Source organism: Halanaerocella petrolearia, from assembly GCF_054657875.1.
Map to the genome: position 1 here is coordinate 408874 of NZ_BAAHXW010000002.1, position 18499 is coordinate 427372.

The window sequence follows — 18499 nt, forward strand, 5'->3', positions numbered from 1 at the left end:
AAGGATCAAGAAAAGATAGATGTTTTAGGATATATTTTAAGAATTGTAATAGTTAATGATAAATAAAGTGTCTTTTTGTAATTTTTTGAAGGGATATGTATAATTATAAATAAGTATAATATTACATTTATCTATAAGTATTAAAAAATTAAAGGAGGTAGATAAGAAAAGATAGTAGAGATTGTAAAATATTAAACAATAGGAGGTAATAGTATGAATCTAAAAGATAAAATAAATTTTAATTTAAAGATTGGAACAAAATTGTATTTGGGTTTTGGGTTGCTTATAATCTTATTAATTGCTTTTGGTTTCTATGTAAGGGGAATAATGTCAGAAATTAATAGTCAATCGACTATTATTACTGATGATCAATTACCTAGTATTAATCTAATAAATTCTATTGATGATTTGGCCTTTGAATATAGAATAAGTCAATTTGATTATATAACTGCTACCACTGAAGAAGGAAGACAAGAAGCAAAAAAGAATATGGAAGATGTAGGTAAAAAGTATGAGGCTAAATTGAGTAAGTATAAGAAAACTATCGATAGTAGAAAAGAGAAAGAATTATTGAATACTATTTTAAGTGAACATGGTAAATACATTAATATAAGCAATAAAGTTATGAAGTTAAGTAAACAGAAGAAGACTAAAGAAGCACGAAAATTGATGTTAGGTGAGGCAAAGATACATTTTAATAAAGCTGCTAGTATGCTAAATAGGTTAGTTAGATATAATATAAATGAAGCTAAACAAGCTAGTAAGCATGGAGATATACTCTATTCTAAGTCAATTAGAAATCTAGCTATAATAGGTTTTATTAACTTTGTTGTAGCCTTATTAATAGCATTTATAATTACTAAAAGTATAGTTAATCCACTAGATATTCTACGACAGGAACTTGAGAAGTTGGCCAATAATGGTGGTGACCTAACACAAGAGATTAAAGTTGAAACTAAAGATGAGATTGGAGATTTAGCTACAGTAGTTAATCAGTTTTTGTCTAATCTTAGAAAGATGATTAAAGAGGTCAAAGACTCTGCCCAACAGACACTATCTACTTGCCAAGAATTGAATGCTAGTAGTGAAGAAACTTCTGCTTCTATTGAAGAAGTATCAGCTTCAGTAGAAGAGTTAACTGCTACTATTGAGAGTACAAATGAAAGCTCAAGTCAAATCTCAGATAATGCTAGTAGAGTAAATGATTTAGCTGATAATGGATTAATGAAGATGGATGCTACTCAAGAAGAGATGGAAGAAACTATGGATTATTCTCAAGAATCTATTAAGAATATTAATCAATTAAGTCAAGTTGCAGAAGAGATAATTGGAATTGTAGATATTATCTCTAATATAGCAGAACAGACTAATTTATTGGCTTTAAATGCAGCTATAGAAGCAGCAAGAGCAGGTGAACATGGTCAAGGTTTTGCAGTAGTAGCTGAAGAGATACGTAGTCTGGCTGAAGAGACTCAAAGTTCTACTGAAAATATTAAGGAACTTGTTAGTCGATTAGACAGTCAAACTAAAGAGACAATTGATGTCATTGAAGATAGTAATGAGCAAATCAAAGCAGGAGCTGAGATTGTAGATGAGGCTGAAGAATCATTTGCAACAATTACAGAGAGAATAAAAGTAGTGGTAGAGCAGATTAATCAGTCAGATAGAGCTATGAAAGAGATTGCATCAGGTAGTGATGAAATTTCTTCAGCTACAGAAGAACAGTCTGCAGCTATGGAGCAGATTACCAATTCTACTCAGGAGTTGGCTAATATGGCTGAAGACTTAGAAGGGTTAGTAGATAAATTCAAAGTTTAAATAGGAGATATGAATATATTTGATAGTTAAGTTTAAATTAGGAAGTGTATAGTTTTCTTTTTAAGAATTTCTTTTGATAAATTAATTGATTCTATATATGGTTAAATCATAATTGAGTAGCAAAAGATTTAATGATTCAGGTTAATATGTTATAGTGCTGATAAAGTTAAGAGAGGTGAAATATAAATGGAAGATATTTTAGAAACAATTAAAGAACGAAGAAGTATTCGGAAGTATAAAGATAAAGATGTATCGCAGGATAAGATTCAAAAAGTTTTAGCAGCGGCAAATTGGGCACCTTCTAATGGTAATAGTCAACCTTGGGAATTTAAGGTTGCTACTGGAGAGTATGCAGAAGGAATTAGTAGTGTCTTCTATGACTGGGCCAAAGACTATATTCCTAATGCATCTTACATTTCTGAAGAAAAGAAACCGGCTATGTTAGAGTATGCAAAGGACTTTGGAGGAGCTCCAGTACATATTGTAGTTACTTATCAGAGCTTTGATGATGAAATCAAGACTGAAGAGGCTTTAATGGCAGCTAGTGCGGCTATTCAGAATTTATCTTTAGCAGCCCACGAGGAAGGGCTTGGTACAGTCTGGATTGCTGGACATGTAGCACATGCTGATGAGACCAAAGAACTATTAGGATTAGATGATCAGCAAGAAATTGCAGGAATTATCCCTATTGGCTATCCAGATATGGATCCAGAAGCTCCCCCTAGAGAAGATCCAGAGTTAGTAGAAAAAGTAGAGTGGTTAGGATTCTAGTATATTTACCCTTTCTGATTTAGATCAGGAAGGGTTTTTTAGTTATTATTATTTTCATTTTATCGTAAACTAAAGTAGTCTGTTATAATTTTTGGGTGAGAAAGGTAGGTTCTGTATGTTACAAAAATTAATTCAAATAGATTGGAAGGAGTTTATCAAACTAGTTTATCGGAAAGCCAAAGAAGTAGATATCTTTGTAAATGCTATGAGTCTGGTGTATACTACCTTACTTTCAATCATTCCTCTATTGATTTTTTCTTTTTATATTTTAACTTTATTTAATTTTTTTGGTGGAATGAGTAATCTAATTAATAGATTAAAGTTGGCTATCCTTAATAACTTAGCTACTGGAGCAGGGCGAACAGTAATTGATTATTTGGAGAAACAAGTAACCAATATTGATATTAATCAATTAGGGGTTATCAGTTTTCTGTCTTTAGTTATGGTAGTTATCTTTCTTTTAGCTAGAGTGGAGAGAACCTTCAATAAAATTTGGGGAGTTGATAAGCATCGAGATTTATTTAAAAGATTTGTCTCTTTTTGGACCTTTATTACTTTAGGAACTTTTTTGGTTACTTTATCTGTCAGTCTAGCTTTATCAGTTGGAAATATTCTTTCTTTTTTAGAACAAGGATTTATTAATATTTCTGCAGGTCAAGATCTGATCTTGCGTTTATTATCTATTTTAGCCTATTTTTTGGTCTTTTTTATAGCCTATTATTTAATTCCTAACACTGAAGTTGAGATTATTGCTGCTTTAGTAGGAGGAGTAACTAGTGGAACTTTGTTTTATTTAGCTAAAAACTTGTATGTATTATATACTAATAATGTAGTTAATTATAATCAGATCTATGGTTCATTAGCTGCAGCACCTTTATTTTTAGTCTGGCTTTATTTAATATGGATGATTGCTTTATTAGGAGCAGTAATTTCTTATGTTTTTCAACATCGTAATAATCTAGCTTATTTTACTGATACTGAAGATGTGACTTTAGGAATTAGAATGTTAGTTCCAGTAGCAGTTATGATTATTCTACATAAAAATTTTGTTACACCAGGAAAGACTGGAATTATATTGAAAGAGTTAATAGATAGGATTAACATTCCCTCGCCTATTATTGAAGAAGAGTTAGAAAGGTTGAAACAAGAAGAACTAATTACTATAACTAGAGAAGGTAAGTATATTCCTATCTGTTCTGTAACTGAACTACCTTTATGGGAAGTCTGTGAAGAAGGTATTTGGCAAAGAGAGTTGGATATTGGAGAAATCTTTGTTGATAGAGAGGTAGAACAGATTTATAGTTTTATTAAACAGGATTTAGCAGAAGATTTTAAAGAATTGACTATTGGGGATTTGTTATGAGTTGTGAGTCGTGTGTTATGTGTCATGAGTAAAAATATATAAATTAAGAGTCTGAAGTTACTCACACTCACACTGATGACTGATAACTTAAAATAAAGGAGGCCAATTATGCAGTTAGTTCGTTTTAATAATCAGCAGGGAGAAGTTGAGTATGGTGTTCTAAAGAATCAAGAAGTACAAGTGATTACAGGAGAGATTACTGGCGATTATCAGTTGACTGATAAGTCCTATTCTCTAGCAGAAGTAGAATTGTTGGCACCTTGTCAGCCTAGTAAGGTAGTCTGTGTAGGTCTTAATTATAAGGATCATGCTCAGGAGTTGGATATGGAGTTACCTGAAGAACCTATTATATTTTTAAAGCCTGCTACGGCAGTAGTTGGCCCAGGCGATTATATTAAGTATCCAGAGATGAGTCAGCAAGTTGATTATGAGGCAGAGTTAGGAGTGGTAATTAAGAAGGAGACTAAAAATATAGAAGTAGAAGAGGCTAGAGAACATATCTTAGGTTATACTTGTGCTAATGATGTAACGGCAAGAGATCTACAACAGAAGGATGGGCAGTGGACTAGGGCTAAGGCATTTGATACTTTTGCTCCGTTAGGGCCAGTGATAGATACAGAAGTTGGCCCTGATAGTCTAAAGATACGATTATTAAAGAATGGAGAAGTAAAACAGAAATCTAATACCTCTCAAATGATCTTTTCAGTGCCAGAATTAGTTATTTTTATTTCTAAAATAATGACATTAAATTCAGGTGATGTGATTTTGACAGGTACTCCTATAGGAGTAGGAGAGATAAAAAAAGGAGATGAAGTTGAGGTTAGAATCGAAACTATTGGTAGTTTAAAGAATAAGATAAGAGAAAAATAGCATTTAATTTGGATTATTTGTAAATATAATAGACAAATGGATTATTTATGTATATAATATAATGTAGAAAAAAGTAAAATTAGATAATTATTCCTCGATAAAGGCACACTTATTGAAAGATAAGGTCGCAGAGTCTTTGAATCTAAGGCGAACTATGCTAAGATAGTCAGACTACCGAAGGAATCCAGGAGTTACTAATTCCTATTCCTTATTTTATGAGGGATAGGTTTTTTATTTTATTATCTTTATAGTTAGATTCTATATGGAGGGATATAATGCAAAAGAGTTTAGAGAAAGAGATAACATTTAAGATTGGATTAGCAACAATAATTATTTTAACTTTAATTTCTACTTTAACCATTTTAGATTTTAGAGAAGCACAAATTCGAGAAATAAAAAAAGAAATGAAGGTTATTATAGAAAAGAATGCTTCTACAATAAGTCAGGAGCATAAACAGATAATATCTTTAGTTCAGACTATGGCTGATTATCAAGAAGCAGGTGGTTTTGGTAGGCGAGAAGCAAGCCTTGAGTTTCTACATAAATTTCTAGAAAATAATCATAATATAATAGCAGGTGGTTTTGGGTATGAACCAAATGCTGATGGCCAAGATGATAAATATGCTGGAAATTCATCTAAAGCTTATAATAAGCAGGGACGTTTTTTACCATATCTAAGTAAGAGTAAGGATGGATTTAATTTAACTACTTTAGTAGGACTTGATGCGTCCTTTTATCAAAACCCAAAAAAGACTGGTAAGTTAACTATTACAGAACCATATATGTATGATGGAACTATGGTAGTTAGTTTTGCTGCTCCAATTATGATTGATGGTCAGTTTCAAGGAATAACTGGTGTAGATAAAACCTTGAGTCAGATTCAGAAACGTTTGAAAAGGCTAAAGAATTTTGAGACATCTCATTATTATCTGCTTAGTTCTAATAATAAAATTGTTGCAACTTCTGATGAGGATGAGTTAATAAATAAAAAAATAAATCAAGTAGATAAATATAAGATGTCTTTTAACAGTCTCTTAGGGAAAGAAAAAGGTAAAATAGTTAAAGATTCTAATTTAAATAAATTTGTTGCGTATGCTCCAGTAAAAGTTGGAGATTGGAAATTAGTGATAACAGTAGCTGAGAATGAAGTCTTGGCTGAGATAAATAAATTAACTTGGAAGATGATTGGGTTAAGTGTTCTAGGCTTTTTAGTATTATGTGGTTTATTATACTGGTTAATTCAACGTTCTTTACGACCTCTAAATGATTTACAGCAGAGGATAGCTGAGATTGCTGAAAATGGTGGAGATCTAACTCAACGACTAGAAGTTAAGTCTAATAATGAAATTGGTAAGTTATCTAAATCATTTAATAAGTTATTAGCTAGCTTACATAATATTATGAAGAATATTAGTGATGAGACTGAGAATGTTGCTTCAGCTAGTGAAGAATTATCTGCATCAGCTGAAGAAGGTAATGCTGTAGTTGAGACAACAACTGTTAATATGGAAGAAATGTCTTCAGGCATTCAACAAGTTTCAGCTAGTAGTCAGTCAGTTAATGATTTTGCTCAGGATACAGGAAGAGTAGCTCAGGAAGGTAGAGAAAGTATTAATAGTGCAATTAGCCAGATGGAACAGATCAGCAATAAGGCAGAAGATTCTGGTGATTATATGATGGTGTTAGATCAGAAGGCAGAAGAGATCGATAAGATTATTCAACTGATTACTAATATAGCAGAACAGACTAATTTATTGGCATTAAATGCTGCTATTGAAGCTGCTAGAGCAGGAGAACATGGTCAAGGATTTGCTGTGGTAGCTGATGAGATTCGTCAGTTAGCTGAAGAGTCGGCTGATGCTACAGATAAAATTACTAATCTAATTAGAGAAATTCAAGAAAATACTGACCAAGCTTTGGTAGTAACTAAAGAAGCGGATGAAGAGATAGCTAAAGGTCAAAAAATTATCGATCAAGCCGGTCAATCTTTTGAAGATATTGTAGAGGCTATTGAAGAAACAATAGTACAGATTGAAGAGACTAATGCTGCTACCCAACAGTTAGCTTCTGGTAGTGATGAGGTTGTAAATGCAACTGATGAGATAAATCAAATTGTTGATGAAGTTGCTAACTCTTCTACTGATTTAGCAGCTAATGCAGAGAAGTTACAGGAGATAGTTGATCAATTTAAAGTTTAATTTGCCTTATTTTTCCCCAGTTTAATCTGGGGATTTTTATTTATCGGTAGATTTATTTATTTTTTGAAATATATAAAGGAATATTTGTTTTATTATACAAAATTAAATATAAGTCTTATATGTATTTTTATTACATAATATTTATGATATTTATAATAAGTAATATAATATTAAAAGGAGGATAATGATGGATGATTTAAGAAGTTTATTTCCAAGTATTGATGGTAATGATAAAGCAAGGAATGACATACTAGCTCTATTTGAAAAATTATTTACTAAAATTGATGATAGAAAGAATGAGAAAGTAGCTAAATTAGCTGGTAATAGTGAACGAAATTATAAAGATATAATTACTGAAGCAATTATTCCTAAGGAAGGGATAGAATTAGAAGGTATTGTTGATGAGTTAGACCAATTGGCTGCAGGTCATCCTTTTCAAACTAAGAATTATATGTTAAATGCAATTCCTCAGGCCAGTATTGCTAGTTTATTAGGGGTGATGACAGCTAGTTTGTTAAATGGTAATGCTATCTGGGATGTTATTTCTCCAGCAGCAGCAGAGGCTGAGGTTAAATCCGTGGCAATGTTGGCCCGGATTATAGGTTATGATCCTGAAAAAGCAGGAGGCTTTTTTACTTATGGTGGTCAGGGAGGAGTATTTAATGCTTTAAGGATAGGAATTGAGAAGGCAGCACCTGATTCTAATGAACAAGGAGTTCCTGATAATTTATATGCTTTTTGTTCTGATAGAGCTCATTTTTCTTTAAAAAAGGCTGTTGAGACAGGAATAGGTAGTGAGAATATTATTCAAGTAAAGACTAATAATGATACAACTATGGATATTGATGATTTACGTATTAAGATGAATCAAGTTCTTGAACAAGATGGCAAAATTAGTCTTGTCTTAGCTACTACTGGAACAACAGATACTTTTGCTATTGATAATGTAGGTGCTATAAAAGAGATGATTTCTGATATGGTAGAAAAGTATGATTTAGATTATATTCCCCATTTACATGCTGATGGAGCTATGGGGGGGTTGTATACTATATTTAATAATTATAATTTTGATGAAAACAAGTTAAATTTTGATTTCGGTGTTTTACAGGCTTTAAATAGAATACAGAAGATAATGCAGACTATTGAGCAGGCTGATAGTGTATCTATTGATTTTCATAAGTTAGGACAAGCTCCTTATAATAACTCTGTACTGGTTGTGAAAGATAATCAAGATTTGAACTTGGTTGATTTAGATAAAGAGGATAATCCTTATCTTGGAGAACAAGGTTATGGAGATTATTTTACTCATTATACTGCTGAGTGTTCACGAATGGCTTCTGGTATAGCAGCTTATGCGAATTTAATGTCTTTTGGAGTAGAAGGTTATCAAAAATTATTAGGTCATTATGTGAAATTATCAATTGAATTTAGAAAGAAATTAAGTCAGACAACAGATTATATTAAGGTAATGAATAAAAATAATTTAGGCCCAATTACTCTATTTAGAGTTTATAATAATGAAGCTGAGTATCAGAATGAGATTAAAGAGAGGGCTAAGGTTGATGAGATTAAGAGAATTAATCAGTTGAATGAAGACTTTTATAATTTATTACGAGATAAAAGAGAGAATATATTATTTGGAGATACTAAACAATCAATTAGTATTAGAGCAGTTGATACAGAAGTTGACTATAATTTAAATGCTACTAAGGCTTTTATGATTTCACCACATACAAAGATAGAGGACTTAGATTCAATTGTTGAACATTTAAAAGAAAGTTATTATGAATTAATAAACAATAATAAGTCCAAAAAGAAATTAGGATAATTTTAATATGAGTCTAGCTTAATAAGCTAGACTCATTTGTTATTAATTATTTAAGTAGACAAGTTTATTAAAAGATATTAATCATATAATAGGTTAGAGGAAGGAGAAAAATGGAACTTAATTTTGTTTTAATCTTAGATGTTCTTTTTACATTAGTAGTAGTTTATAAATTTTTTAGTATAATTCGAGAGACAAGGGCTATTCAACTGTTAAAAGGAATTTTATTCTTGTTTTTAATTACTTTTATTAGCCAAAAGTTGGGTTTTAGAGTCTTTAATTATTTATTGGAACAGATAAGAACTGTAGCTTTAATTGCTATTCCTGTTATTTTTCAGCCTGAATTAAGAAGAGCTTTAGAACAGATAGGACGCGATTATTTAACTAGGCATAATAAAGTAGAGACCAAGATTGACCAGTTATTGACAGCAGTAATTAAATTGAGTGAAAGCCAAACTGGAGGATTAATAGTACTTAAACGTAATAATGGATTACAAGAGGTAATTGAGACTGGAGTAAAACTAGGTGCTAATTTATCAGCAGAACTATTAATTAGTATTTTTACTCCAAAAACTCCTTTACATGATGGGGCAGTAATTGTAGAGGAGAAGAAAATTGTAGCTGCTAATTGCTTATTACCTTTGACAGAAAGCAAAAAATTAGGTTCAAGTTTAGGGACTAGACATCGAGCCGCCTTGGGAGTTAGTGAGGAGAGTGATGCAATAGTATTAGTTGTTTCTGAAGAAACAGGTGTAATTTCCTTGGCTAGAGAAGGGAAGTTTAAGTATAATTTAGATGAATTTGCTTTAAAAGAGGAATTATTTAAAGATTTCAAAGGATAGATTAAGTAAGAGGTGAAGTAATAAAATTGCTGAAAAGAGTTGATGATTAGAAATCTTGTTATAGTTGGACCCCTTTGATTTAAATCAAAGGGATCTATTGTTTTTATAATTAAGTTAGTTCTAATTATAAAATGAAATTCTCCTTCTTCTTTGGACGACTGGCAAATTCTTTTTTCATATCACTAAATCCTTCTCTACCTAATATGCCATAAGCATATTTCTTACCTAACTGAACTCCTGGCTGGTTAAAGGCATTAATATTATATAACTCTCCTATAAAAGCAGTTGATAACTCATAAAGATAGAAAAATTGTCCTTCTTCAGCAGTTTTAATTGCTTTGTGAGTTTCTATAGCTTTATCTTGCATCTTATCAACGTCACTTTCAGTAAAGCCATGCTCTTTACCAACTTGTTCAGCAAACATATTATTAACATCTAATTTAAGCCGCATTGATTTTTGCCAAGTTGTATTTTGAAATCTTTTGTTCATTTTTAATGCCTCCCACTATTTCATTTGGTAATAATCTACTATTTATCACTGAGGACATTATAACTAAATTATGTATTTGTTTCAATAAATATCAAATTAAGATTGTTAAATATTGTCTATATATATTGTTGACAAATTTTAATAAGTTTATTTTGTTTCTATTTTAATAAGATAAAAAGAATAATTAAATATAGAATGATATCAATTTATATAAGAAGATTTAACTTTTATAAAATTGAAGGGGTTAGGAGTTGATTATAGAAATTGTAATATAGTTTCTAGTGAGCTTGATTTACTAATTTCATATTATTAATAATTATTTATCTAAGAATATAATTAGATACTTGAAAGTTAGAATGGAAAGGGGGAAAGTATCAGTGGTTGATTATGATGAACAGATAAGCAAAAATATAGAAGAGGTTGATAAAATCCATCAAGAATATAAGGAATTAGCAGCAGCATTAAATATAATTAGTAAGACTTCTAATAGAAACTATGGTGTTTCTATTAGGCTTTCACCGAAAAGGGGAATATACTGTATTGAAGATGGATGGATTAAACCATTAGATTTAGTATATGAAGAAGCTAAGGGTACTTGTATAGATGATATTAAAGGTTTGAAACTGATTGATAAAGTAGAAGGTAAAGGTAAAAACCTAAAGATAATTTATGAAAATGGGACAGTTCTTATTATTGATTAAATTAAAATGATAGAGAATTTATTTAACCATTCAGCCTATTATAGGCTGAATCTTTTTATTTAATTGATAAATTTAATTAGCTTATAAACACTATATAATATGAATTTTAAATTATGTCTATTAGTTTGAGCTAATCTATTAAATAAATTTTATTTAGTTTAGGTATGAAGATAGGTAGTTATTAAAGAAGATGTAGTTGAAGTAGCGACTTTTTAATCTGCTTATATTAAAAAATGTCCTCAATAGATATAGACATAGTGTTAAATTGAAACTCTTGTATCAAAGGGGCTCGGGTAGTATGATGTAAGTAAGTCAAAGAGGAAAGTAAATAAGTTTATAATAATATAAGTCGGCTGATAAGGTGTTTATAAAATTATTTTAAGGGAGGAATACTATTATGAGACAACGAATTCAGAAGTTTGGACGTTTTCTTAGTGGAATGGTAATGCCAAATATAGGTGCTTTTATTGCTTGGGGATTTATTACAGCTTTATTTATTCCAAGTGGCTGGCTACCAAATGAAAGTCTAAGTTCTATGGTTGGCCCGATGATCACATATTTATTACCACTGTTAATCGGTTATGCTGGAGGTAAAGCAGTTGGAGACAATAGAGGTGGAGTAGTTGGTGCGGTAGCAACTATGGGAGTTATTGTTGGAGCAGATATTCCTATGTTTTTAGGTGCTATGGTTATTGGCCCGCTTGGTGGTTTTGTAATTAAGAAGTTTGATGGTATGATTGAAGGTAAGGTTAAATCTGGTTTTGAAATGTTAGTTAATAACTTTTCTGCTGGTATTATTGGAATGATAATGGCTATTTTAGGTTATTTGACAATTGGCCCAGTTGTTCTATCATTAAATAATGTATTAAAGGTTGGAGTAGAAACAATAGTTAATGCAGGATTATTGCCTTTAGCTTCATTATTTGTTGAACCAGCCAAAATATTATTCTTAAATAATGCTATTAACCATGGGGTATTAAGTCCAATTGGTGTTCAGGAAGTTAAAGAAGCAGGTAAGTCAATCTTCTTTTTATTAGAAACTAACCCAGGACCTGGGCTTGGTATTCTATTAGCTTATATGGTTGCTGGAAAAGGAAGTTCTAAAGATTCGGCACCTGGAGCAGCAATTATTCACTTCTTTGGAGGAATTCATGAGATTTACTTCCCTTATGTTTTAATGAAACCAAGTTTACTTTTAGCAGTAATTGCTGGTGGAATGACAGGAGTATTTACTTTTGTTATAACAGGAGCTGGTTTAGTAGCGACTCCATCTCCAGGAAGTATTTTTGCACTATTGGCTATGACACCTAAAGGAGGTTTCTTTGGAGTTATAGCAGGTGTTGTTACAGCTACAGCAGCATCTTTCTTTGTTGCATCTGCTCTTCTGAAGATGACGTCAAGTTCTGAAGATGATTTAGATGATGCTACTAATCAGATGCAAGATCTAAAAGGAAAAGATTCATCTGTTGCCGGAGAATTAAAAGAAACTGCTGATGGGGTAAATAAAATTATCGTTGCTTGTGATGCAGGTATGGGTTCTAGTGCTATGGCAGCATCACAGGTCAAGAAGAAAGTTGAAAGTGCTGGTTTAGATATTGAGGTAGATAATTCTGCTGTAGATGAAATTCCTCAAGATGTTGATATTGTAATTGTTCATCAGGACTTACTAGATAGAGCTAAAAAAGCAGTGCCAGGTAAAGAATATATTACTATTGATACTTTTGTAAATAATCCAGTGTATGATGAACTTGTTGAGAAATTAAAAGGTCAGAAATCCCAGGCTGTATAACAGACTTTTAGAAAGATTAAAGGAGTGAAATTTTAGTAATATTAAAGTAGTGGACAGTTTGTCCATTACTTTATCTTCTTTTCTCCTATTTAAAGTAAAAAGGGGAGATGCTATGAATTTAAATAGGTTGTCTTCTAGGCAAAAAGAAATTATTGTTAACTTAATAAAGTCATCTAATTTTGTTACTTTAAAACAGTTAGCTGAACAATTGGAAGTTAGTAAAAAAACAGTTCACAGGGAAATATCTAAATTAAAAGTAGTTTTAAAAGATACTAATTTAAATTTAAAGACTAAACCAGGAGTAGGAGTTTCTATAGAAGGTAACAAAGAGTTAATAGAAAATATTAAGTTAAAATTACAAAGTTCCCTTTCTGATCAGAGAATTTTAACTCCACAAGAAAGAGAAAATTATATTATACAGGAGTTTTTATTGTCGGATTGTTTTAATAAATTGACTGCTTTGGCCCATAAGTTGTCAGTGACTGAAGCAACTATTAGTTATGATCTCAATAGAGTTTCTAACTGGTTTAAAAAGAGAGGCTTATCTCTTGAAAGACGTCAGGGGGTAGGAGTTGAATTAAAAGGTTCAGAAACTGCTTTTAGAAGAGCAATACTTGATTTTCTCTATCAAAATCTAGGAGAAAAGGAAGTATTAAACTTAATTCAAAATGATTTGAATAAGGTTAGAAATTCACAAACTAAAAGTAAGATATTGAATTTTATAAATTTAGAAAGTTTTTCTGATTTACAAAGAGTAGTTAATAAAACTTTAAGAGAAACTAATTCTGAAATGATTAATAGTTCTTATATTGGTCTAATGATTCATTTATCTTTGGCTATTAAAAGGTTGAAAATGGGAGAAAGAATTTATATTGATGAAGATAAATTATATGAACTAAAACCAACTGAAGAATATCAAGTTGCAGAAAAAATAGCTAGTAAACTAGAAAAAATATTTAATTTATCTATTCCCTCTGAAGAAATAGGGTATATAACTATGCATTTAAAAGGGGCCAAATTAAAAAAGAATCTTGAAATAAAAGAAGCACCTTTAGATACTGAAGAGTTAGAAATTATAAAATTAGCTCGAATACTGGTAAAGGAAGTAGAAAAAGAATTGAAGACAACATTGTCAAATGATTTTAACCTGATTTCTGGCTTAGTTACTCATTTAGCCCCGGCTATTTCACGGTTGAAATTGGGTATGGATATTAGGAATCCTATAGTAGATAAGTTAAAAGATGAATATAATGAAATATTTATTGCTACTAAGAAAGCTGCTAATAAAATAGCTCAGATAGTAGATCGCGATATACCTGATGCAGAGATTGGATTTCTTACTATGCATATTGCAGCAGCAATAGAAAATGATAATAATTTAGAACGAAAACCTAGAGTATTAGTAGTCTGTTCTAGTGGAGTTGGTAGCTCTAAAATTTTAGCCACTAGATTACGAAAGACTATTGAAGATATAGAGATAGTCGATCAAGCATCAAGCTTTTCAGTTAATCAAGAAACAGTTAATAATAAAGGTATAGATCTTGTGATATCTACCCATCCCCTCGATAATTATGAAGGAGATAGTGTGGTTGTTAGTCCTATCTTATTACCAGACGAAGTTGAAAAAATAAAGGGGAAATTAGGACAAGTTGAAATCGATAGTTTGGAGAATGAGAAGGAAGAAGAAAATAAAGAATTTGAATTAGAAGATAAGTTAGAAACTATTAATACTATTTCAAATGATATGATGGCAATCATAGATAATTTTAAGATTACTAAGATTCAAGATATTAAAGACTATAATCAAATTATAGAAAGAGCTTCTGAAGAGGAATTTTTATCTTCTGGAGCAGAATCTGAACTGGTGTATAAGGCGTTGAAAGCTCGTGAAGAAAAAGGAGCAACAATAATACCTGAAATTAATCTTAGCTTATTGCATGCTAGAACAGAAGGTGTTGAGAAACCTTTTATTGGTTTAATTATTTTAGATGAACCTATTTTTTTGGCTGATTCAAACAAAGTTAAAAAAGAGGTTGATAGAATAGTTGTACTTCTTGCACCTAAGGATCCTTTACCCGAAGAAATTAAACTATTGAGTAGTTTTAGTAGTTCAATTGTTGAAAATAAGAAATTTTATAAAATAGTTAGAAAAGGAAAAAAAGAGGATTTTTTAATATATTTAAGAAATGTATTGGAAGATTATTATAAAACTTTAGTTGATAAAGGGGGATGAAAAATGGGAGTTTTCGATATATTTAAAAGCAAGAAAAAAGAAAAAGGGAGTAAAGTATTAAAAAAAGAATCAATAATTCTTAGTGCGCAATCTAAAAACAAAACAGAAGCAATCGAAATGGGTGGACAGCTTTTAGTAGATGGAGGATATGTAACTGAAGAATATGTTGCTGCTATGAAAGAAAGAGAGAAAAAAGTATCAACTTATATGGGAAATGGAGTAGCAATACCTCATGGTACAAATGAAGCAAAGGAGAATATAAGAAAATCAGGTATTTCTGTGCTTCAAATCCCAGAGGGTGTTGATTTTGGTGATGGAAATAGAGCTTATTTAATTATTAGTATAGCAGGAAAAGGAGATGAACACTTAAACATTTTGAAAAATTTAGCAACTATTTGTGAAGATGATGAAGAAATAGAAAGAATGGTTAAGACAGATAATAAAGATCTTATTTACGATAATCTTTTACTTGAGGAGGAATAAATTATGAAAAAAGCTATTCATTTTGGAGCTGGTAATATAGGAAGAGGCTTTATTGGTCTGCTGCTCAGTCTTTCTGGATATGAAGTAGTTTTTGTTGATCTTGATGACGACCTAGTATCAGATATTAATGATGTTGAAAGTTATCAAGTTGTAGAAGTAGGAAATTCTAAACAAGAATACTCTGTAGATAATATTAGAGCTATTAATGGATCTGATGTGGCTAGTGTTGCTCAGGAAATAGAAGATGCTAACCTAGTTACAACAGCAGTAGGAGCAAATAATTTACAGTATATAGCTCCAGCTATTATTAAAGGGTTAAAAGAAAGATTAGAAGGTAGAGATCAAGATTACCTTAATATTATAGCATGTGAAAATGCTGTAAGAGCGTCAACAGATTTAAAGGAATATGTATATGAGAAATTAGATGAGTCTAAAAGAGATACAGCTGAGTCATATGTAGGATTTCCTGATTCAGCAGTTGATAGAATAGTACCTCCTCAAGAATGTGATGGTTTAAAAATTAAGGTAGAACCATTCAGTGAATGGATAGTTGATGAAACACAGATTAAAGGGCCAACTCCTGAGATTGAAGGAATGAAATTAACTGATAATTTACTTGCTTTTGTAGAAAGAAAGATATTCACTCTAAATACAGGACACGCTGGAGTAGCATATCTAGGATATTATAAAGGTTATGAGTATATCCATGAAGCAATTAAAGATGAAGAAGTTCATCAAATAGTTAAAGAGGCTTTATTAGAATCGGGCAGTAGCTTAATTAAGTTATATGGATTTGATAAAGAAACTCATAGGAAATATATTGAAAAAATCTTGAAAAGATTTGAGAATAAAGAGTTAATGGATTCAGTAACAAGAGTAGGTCGAGATCCTAGGCGGAAGTTAGGTCCGAAAGATAGATTAGTTAATCCAGCAGTAAGAGCTTTTGAAAATGGTAGATTTCCTGAAAACCTTTGTAAGTGTATTGCTGCAGGGCTATTATTTGATGTAGAGGAAGATAAGTCAGCAAAGCAGATTCAAGATTCTATTGCAGAAAAAGGAGTAGTAGAAACTTTAGAAAATGTTACAGGACTTTCTTCTGAAAGTGATATAGGAGAGAGAGTATTAAATGAATATAATAGTTTATAGGAGTAAAGAAGTAAGGAATCATTCTTAAGAGTGATTCCTTACTTCTTTAGTTTGTTATGATTAAATTATAATGAAGTATTATGAATATTTAATAATATGACAGAGAGTAGGATAAAATAAAAAATAGATGTGAAGATTAATAGTTGAAATCAAGCTTTTGTTGATATATAATTGAAAGTTAAGGGAAATGTTACTTCTCTCACATTTAAGGTAAAGAATCATATAATAAGATAAAGGAGGTGACCAAGTGGGAGAATTATTTGGAACAGATGGTGTTAGAGGTGAAGCAAATAAAGACTTAACTCCTGAATTAGCATTTAAGTTAGGAAAGGCAGGAGCTCATTATTTATGTCAAGAAGAAGAGGAACCTAAAGTGTTAATTGGGAAAGATACTAGAGTGTCTGGTGATATGTTAGAAGCGGCTTTAGTGGCAGGAATTACTTCATTAGGTATTGATGTAAGCAAGGTAGGGGTAGTACCTACACCAGTAGTGGCTTATCTAACAAGAGAGTTAGATGTAACAGCTGGAATTATGATTTCAGCATCTCATAATCCAGCTCAAGATAATGGTATTAAGTTCTTTGATAAAGAAGGATTTAAACTAACTGATGAAGTGGAAGGTGCAATTGAGAATATTATTTTTAATTCACTAGATGATTTATCAGTTTCTGCTGGTAATCAAGTAGGTAGTGCTCAATTTGTGCATAATAGTTTAGATAAGTATATTGAGTATATTAAAGAAAGTGTTAATAGTAGTTTTGAAGGATTGAAGATAGTAGTTGATACAGCTAATGGTGCTGCTTATGAAGTCAGTCCTAAAGTCTTATCCCAGTTAGGAGCTGAAGTAGTAACTTTAAATAACCAGCCAACTGGTCAAAATATCAATGTAGATTGTGGCTCTACATACCCAGAAGTAATTCAAAAGGCTGTAGTAGAGCATAAGGCTGATCTAGGAATTGCTCATGATGGTGATGCTGATAGAGTAATTGCTGTTGATGAAGAAGGACAGTTAGTTGATGGTGACTATATTTTAGCTATTTGTAGTAGACAGATGATAAAAGAAGGACAATTGGCAAATAATAAAGTTGTAGCTACTAAATATAGTAATTTAGGTTTACATCAATCTATGGCTGAAGTAGATGGTGATGTAGTAGTTACTAAGAATGGTGACCGTTATGTCTTAGCTAAGATGCAAGAAGAAGGATATAATCTTGGTGGAGAAAAATCAGGACATATTATCTTCTTAGATTATAATACCACTGGAGATGGTTTATTGACAGCGTTGCAATTAATTGATGTAGTTCAAAAGACTGGTAAACCACTATCTAAGTTACGTCAACAGATGGAAGAATTGCCTCAGTTGTTAGTCAATGTTGAAGTAGAGAGTAAAGATTGGGAAGATAATAATAGAATTCAAGAGGCTATTCAAAAGGTAGAAGACGTTTTAGCTGATGAAGGAAGAATCTTTGTCAGAGCTTCTGGTACTGAACCTGTAATTCGAGTTATGGTTGAAGGGCAAGATAAGGCTGAGCTAGAAGAGTTAGCTAATAGTGTAGCAGAAGTGGTCGAGAAAGAACTAAATTGACAGTTGACAGTGTACAATTTACAGTTAAGACCTTTTAAATCAAAAACTTAATAAAAACTAATCATTATATAATCCAAGTAAGAGAATTAAGATATATTTTAGATCTAGTGTTTAAAATAATGATTGGGTTTGGAATTGTTTTTATTTTTGATTTTAACTGTCAATTGTTAATTGTAAACTGTGAACTATAATTATAGCGCCCGGACTCACTATCATGTGAGTTGACGAGGAAGGGGAGTCATCGATTTATCGGCGGATGCCCCTAGGTTAGTGGCTATTAGCCTGAGAACCGGAATCCTCTTAACTAGACTCTTAAAACTTGTAAGTAATTACAGGGTAAAAGGAGTCTAGAATAGCCTTTAAATTGAAATTTATAGGAGGTTAA

Annotated in this window: 14 protein-coding genes and 1 riboswitch; of the genes, 13 read left to right on the plus strand and 1 reads right to left on the minus strand. The window is 31.3% G+C overall.

The window, feature by feature from the left end; genetic code table 11:
• Window positions 1-213: 213 nt before the first annotated feature.
• From ACYQ39_RS09285 to cdaA, 7 genes are all read left to right on the plus strand, one after another.
• Complete coding sequence (locus ACYQ39_RS09285; protein ID WP_459842386.1) at window positions 214-1818, plus strand: methyl-accepting chemotaxis protein; 1605 nt, start codon at window positions 214-216, stop codon at window positions 1816-1818.
• Between the two features lie 186 nt (window positions 1819-2004).
• Complete coding sequence (locus ACYQ39_RS09290) at window positions 2005-2589, plus strand: nitroreductase family protein (protein ID WP_459842388.1); 585 nt, start codon at window positions 2005-2007, stop codon at window positions 2587-2589.
• Window positions 2590-2704: 115 nt separating this feature from the next.
• Window positions 2705-3952 carry a YihY/virulence factor BrkB family protein gene (locus ACYQ39_RS09295; RefSeq protein WP_459842390.1) on the plus strand — a complete coding sequence of 416 codons (1248 nt, stop codon included), beginning with the start codon at window positions 2705-2707 and terminating at the stop codon, window positions 3950-3952.
• Window positions 3953-4060: 108 nt separating this feature from the next.
• Complete coding sequence (locus ACYQ39_RS09300) at window positions 4061-4822, plus strand: fumarylacetoacetate hydrolase family protein (protein WP_459842392.1); 762 nt, start codon at window positions 4061-4063, stop codon at window positions 4820-4822.
• Window positions 4823-4914: 92 nt separating this feature from the next.
• Window positions 4915-5001, plus strand: a riboswitch (cyclic di-GMP riboswitch).
• Window positions 5002-5097: 96 nt separating this feature from the next.
• A complete protein-coding gene (locus ACYQ39_RS09305; protein ID WP_459842394.1) occupies window positions 5098-7020 on the plus strand; it encodes a methyl-accepting chemotaxis protein in 1923 nt (640 codons plus the stop codon).
• A gap of 187 nt (window positions 7021-7207) precedes the next feature.
• The gene (locus tag ACYQ39_RS09310; protein WP_459842397.1) at window positions 7208-8848 is read left to right on the plus strand and encodes a pyridoxal phosphate-dependent decarboxylase family protein; all 1641 of its coding nucleotides are present in this window, start codon (window positions 7208-7210) and stop codon (window positions 8846-8848) included.
• Window positions 8849-8958: 110 nt separating this feature from the next.
• A complete protein-coding gene (cdaA, locus tag ACYQ39_RS09315; protein ID WP_459842399.1) occupies window positions 8959-9687 on the plus strand; it encodes a diadenylate cyclase CdaA in 729 nt (242 codons plus the stop codon).
• A gap of 124 nt (window positions 9688-9811) precedes the next feature.
• Here the strand turns inward: cdaA and ACYQ39_RS09320 are convergent, their stop codons facing one another.
• Window positions 9812-10177, minus strand: a complete 366-nt coding sequence (locus ACYQ39_RS09320; RefSeq protein WP_459842400.1) for a hypothetical protein — start codon at window positions 10175-10177, stop codon at window positions 9812-9814.
• Window positions 10178-10554: 377 nt separating this feature from the next.
• Between ACYQ39_RS09320 and ACYQ39_RS09325 the strand changes: the two genes are divergently transcribed.
• From ACYQ39_RS09325 to glmM, 6 genes are all read left to right on the plus strand, one after another.
• Entirely contained in the window at window positions 10555-10878 is a 324-nt protein-coding gene (locus ACYQ39_RS09325) for a hypothetical protein (protein ID WP_459842402.1), read from the plus strand.
• Between the two features lie 397 nt (window positions 10879-11275).
• On the plus strand, window positions 11276-12667 hold the full coding sequence (locus tag ACYQ39_RS09330) for a PTS mannitol transporter subunit IIBC (protein ID WP_459842404.1): 1392 nt from the start codon (window positions 11276-11278) through the stop codon (window positions 12665-12667).
• A gap of 112 nt (window positions 12668-12779) precedes the next feature.
• On the plus strand, window positions 12780-14900 hold the full coding sequence (locus ACYQ39_RS09335; protein WP_459842405.1) for a BglG family transcription antiterminator: 2121 nt from the start codon (window positions 12780-12782) through the stop codon (window positions 14898-14900).
• A 3-nt stretch (window positions 14901-14903) separates the two neighbouring features.
• Window positions 14904-15383 carry a PTS mannitol transporter subunit IIA gene (locus tag ACYQ39_RS09340; protein WP_459842407.1) on the plus strand — a complete coding sequence of 160 codons (480 nt, stop codon included), beginning with the start codon at window positions 14904-14906 and terminating at the stop codon, window positions 15381-15383.
• A gap of 3 nt (window positions 15384-15386) precedes the next feature.
• Window positions 15387-16529 carry a mannitol-1-phosphate 5-dehydrogenase gene (locus tag ACYQ39_RS09345; protein ID WP_459842409.1) on the plus strand — a complete coding sequence of 381 codons (1143 nt, stop codon included), beginning with the start codon at window positions 15387-15389 and terminating at the stop codon, window positions 16527-16529.
• Between the two features lie 247 nt (window positions 16530-16776).
• Entirely contained in the window at window positions 16777-18114 is a 1338-nt protein-coding gene (glmM, locus tag ACYQ39_RS09350; RefSeq protein ID WP_459842411.1) for a phosphoglucosamine mutase, read from the plus strand.
• Window positions 18115-18499 lie beyond the last annotated feature (385 nt).

What these genes read in the sequence shown, in the direction of transcription:
- ACYQ39_RS09285 (WP_459842386.1), top strand. Translation starts at nt 214, where the DNA reads ATGAATCTAAAAGATAAAATAAATTTTAATTTAAAGATTGGAACAAAA.
- ACYQ39_RS09290 (WP_459842388.1), top strand. Translation starts at nt 2,005, where the DNA reads ATGGAAGATATTTTAGAAACAATTAAAGAACGAAGAAGTATTCGGAAG.
- ACYQ39_RS09295 (WP_459842390.1), top strand. Translation starts at nt 2,705, where the DNA reads ATGTTACAAAAATTAATTCAAATAGATTGGAAGGAGTTTATCAAACTA.
- ACYQ39_RS09300 (WP_459842392.1), top strand. Translation starts at nt 4,061, where the DNA reads ATGCAGTTAGTTCGTTTTAATAATCAGCAGGGAGAAGTTGAGTATGGT.
- ACYQ39_RS09305 (WP_459842394.1), top strand. Translation starts at nt 5,098, where the DNA reads ATGCAAAAGAGTTTAGAGAAAGAGATAACATTTAAGATTGGATTAGCA.
- ACYQ39_RS09310 (WP_459842397.1), top strand. Translation starts at nt 7,208, where the DNA reads ATGGATGATTTAAGAAGTTTATTTCCAAGTATTGATGGTAATGATAAA.
- cdaA (WP_459842399.1), top strand. Translation starts at nt 8,959, where the DNA reads ATGGAACTTAATTTTGTTTTAATCTTAGATGTTCTTTTTACATTAGTA.
- ACYQ39_RS09320 (WP_459842400.1), bottom strand. Translation starts at nt 10,177, where the DNA reads ATGAACAAAAGATTTCAAAATACAACTTGGCAAAAATCAATGCGGCTT.
- ACYQ39_RS09330 (WP_459842404.1), top strand. Translation starts at nt 11,276, where the DNA reads ATGAGACAACGAATTCAGAAGTTTGGACGTTTTCTTAGTGGAATGGTA.
- ACYQ39_RS09335 (WP_459842405.1), top strand. Translation starts at nt 12,780, where the DNA reads ATGAATTTAAATAGGTTGTCTTCTAGGCAAAAAGAAATTATTGTTAAC.
- ACYQ39_RS09340 (WP_459842407.1), top strand. Translation starts at nt 14,904, where the DNA reads ATGGGAGTTTTCGATATATTTAAAAGCAAGAAAAAAGAAAAAGGGAGT.
- ACYQ39_RS09345 (WP_459842409.1), top strand. Translation starts at nt 15,387, where the DNA reads ATGAAAAAAGCTATTCATTTTGGAGCTGGTAATATAGGAAGAGGCTTT.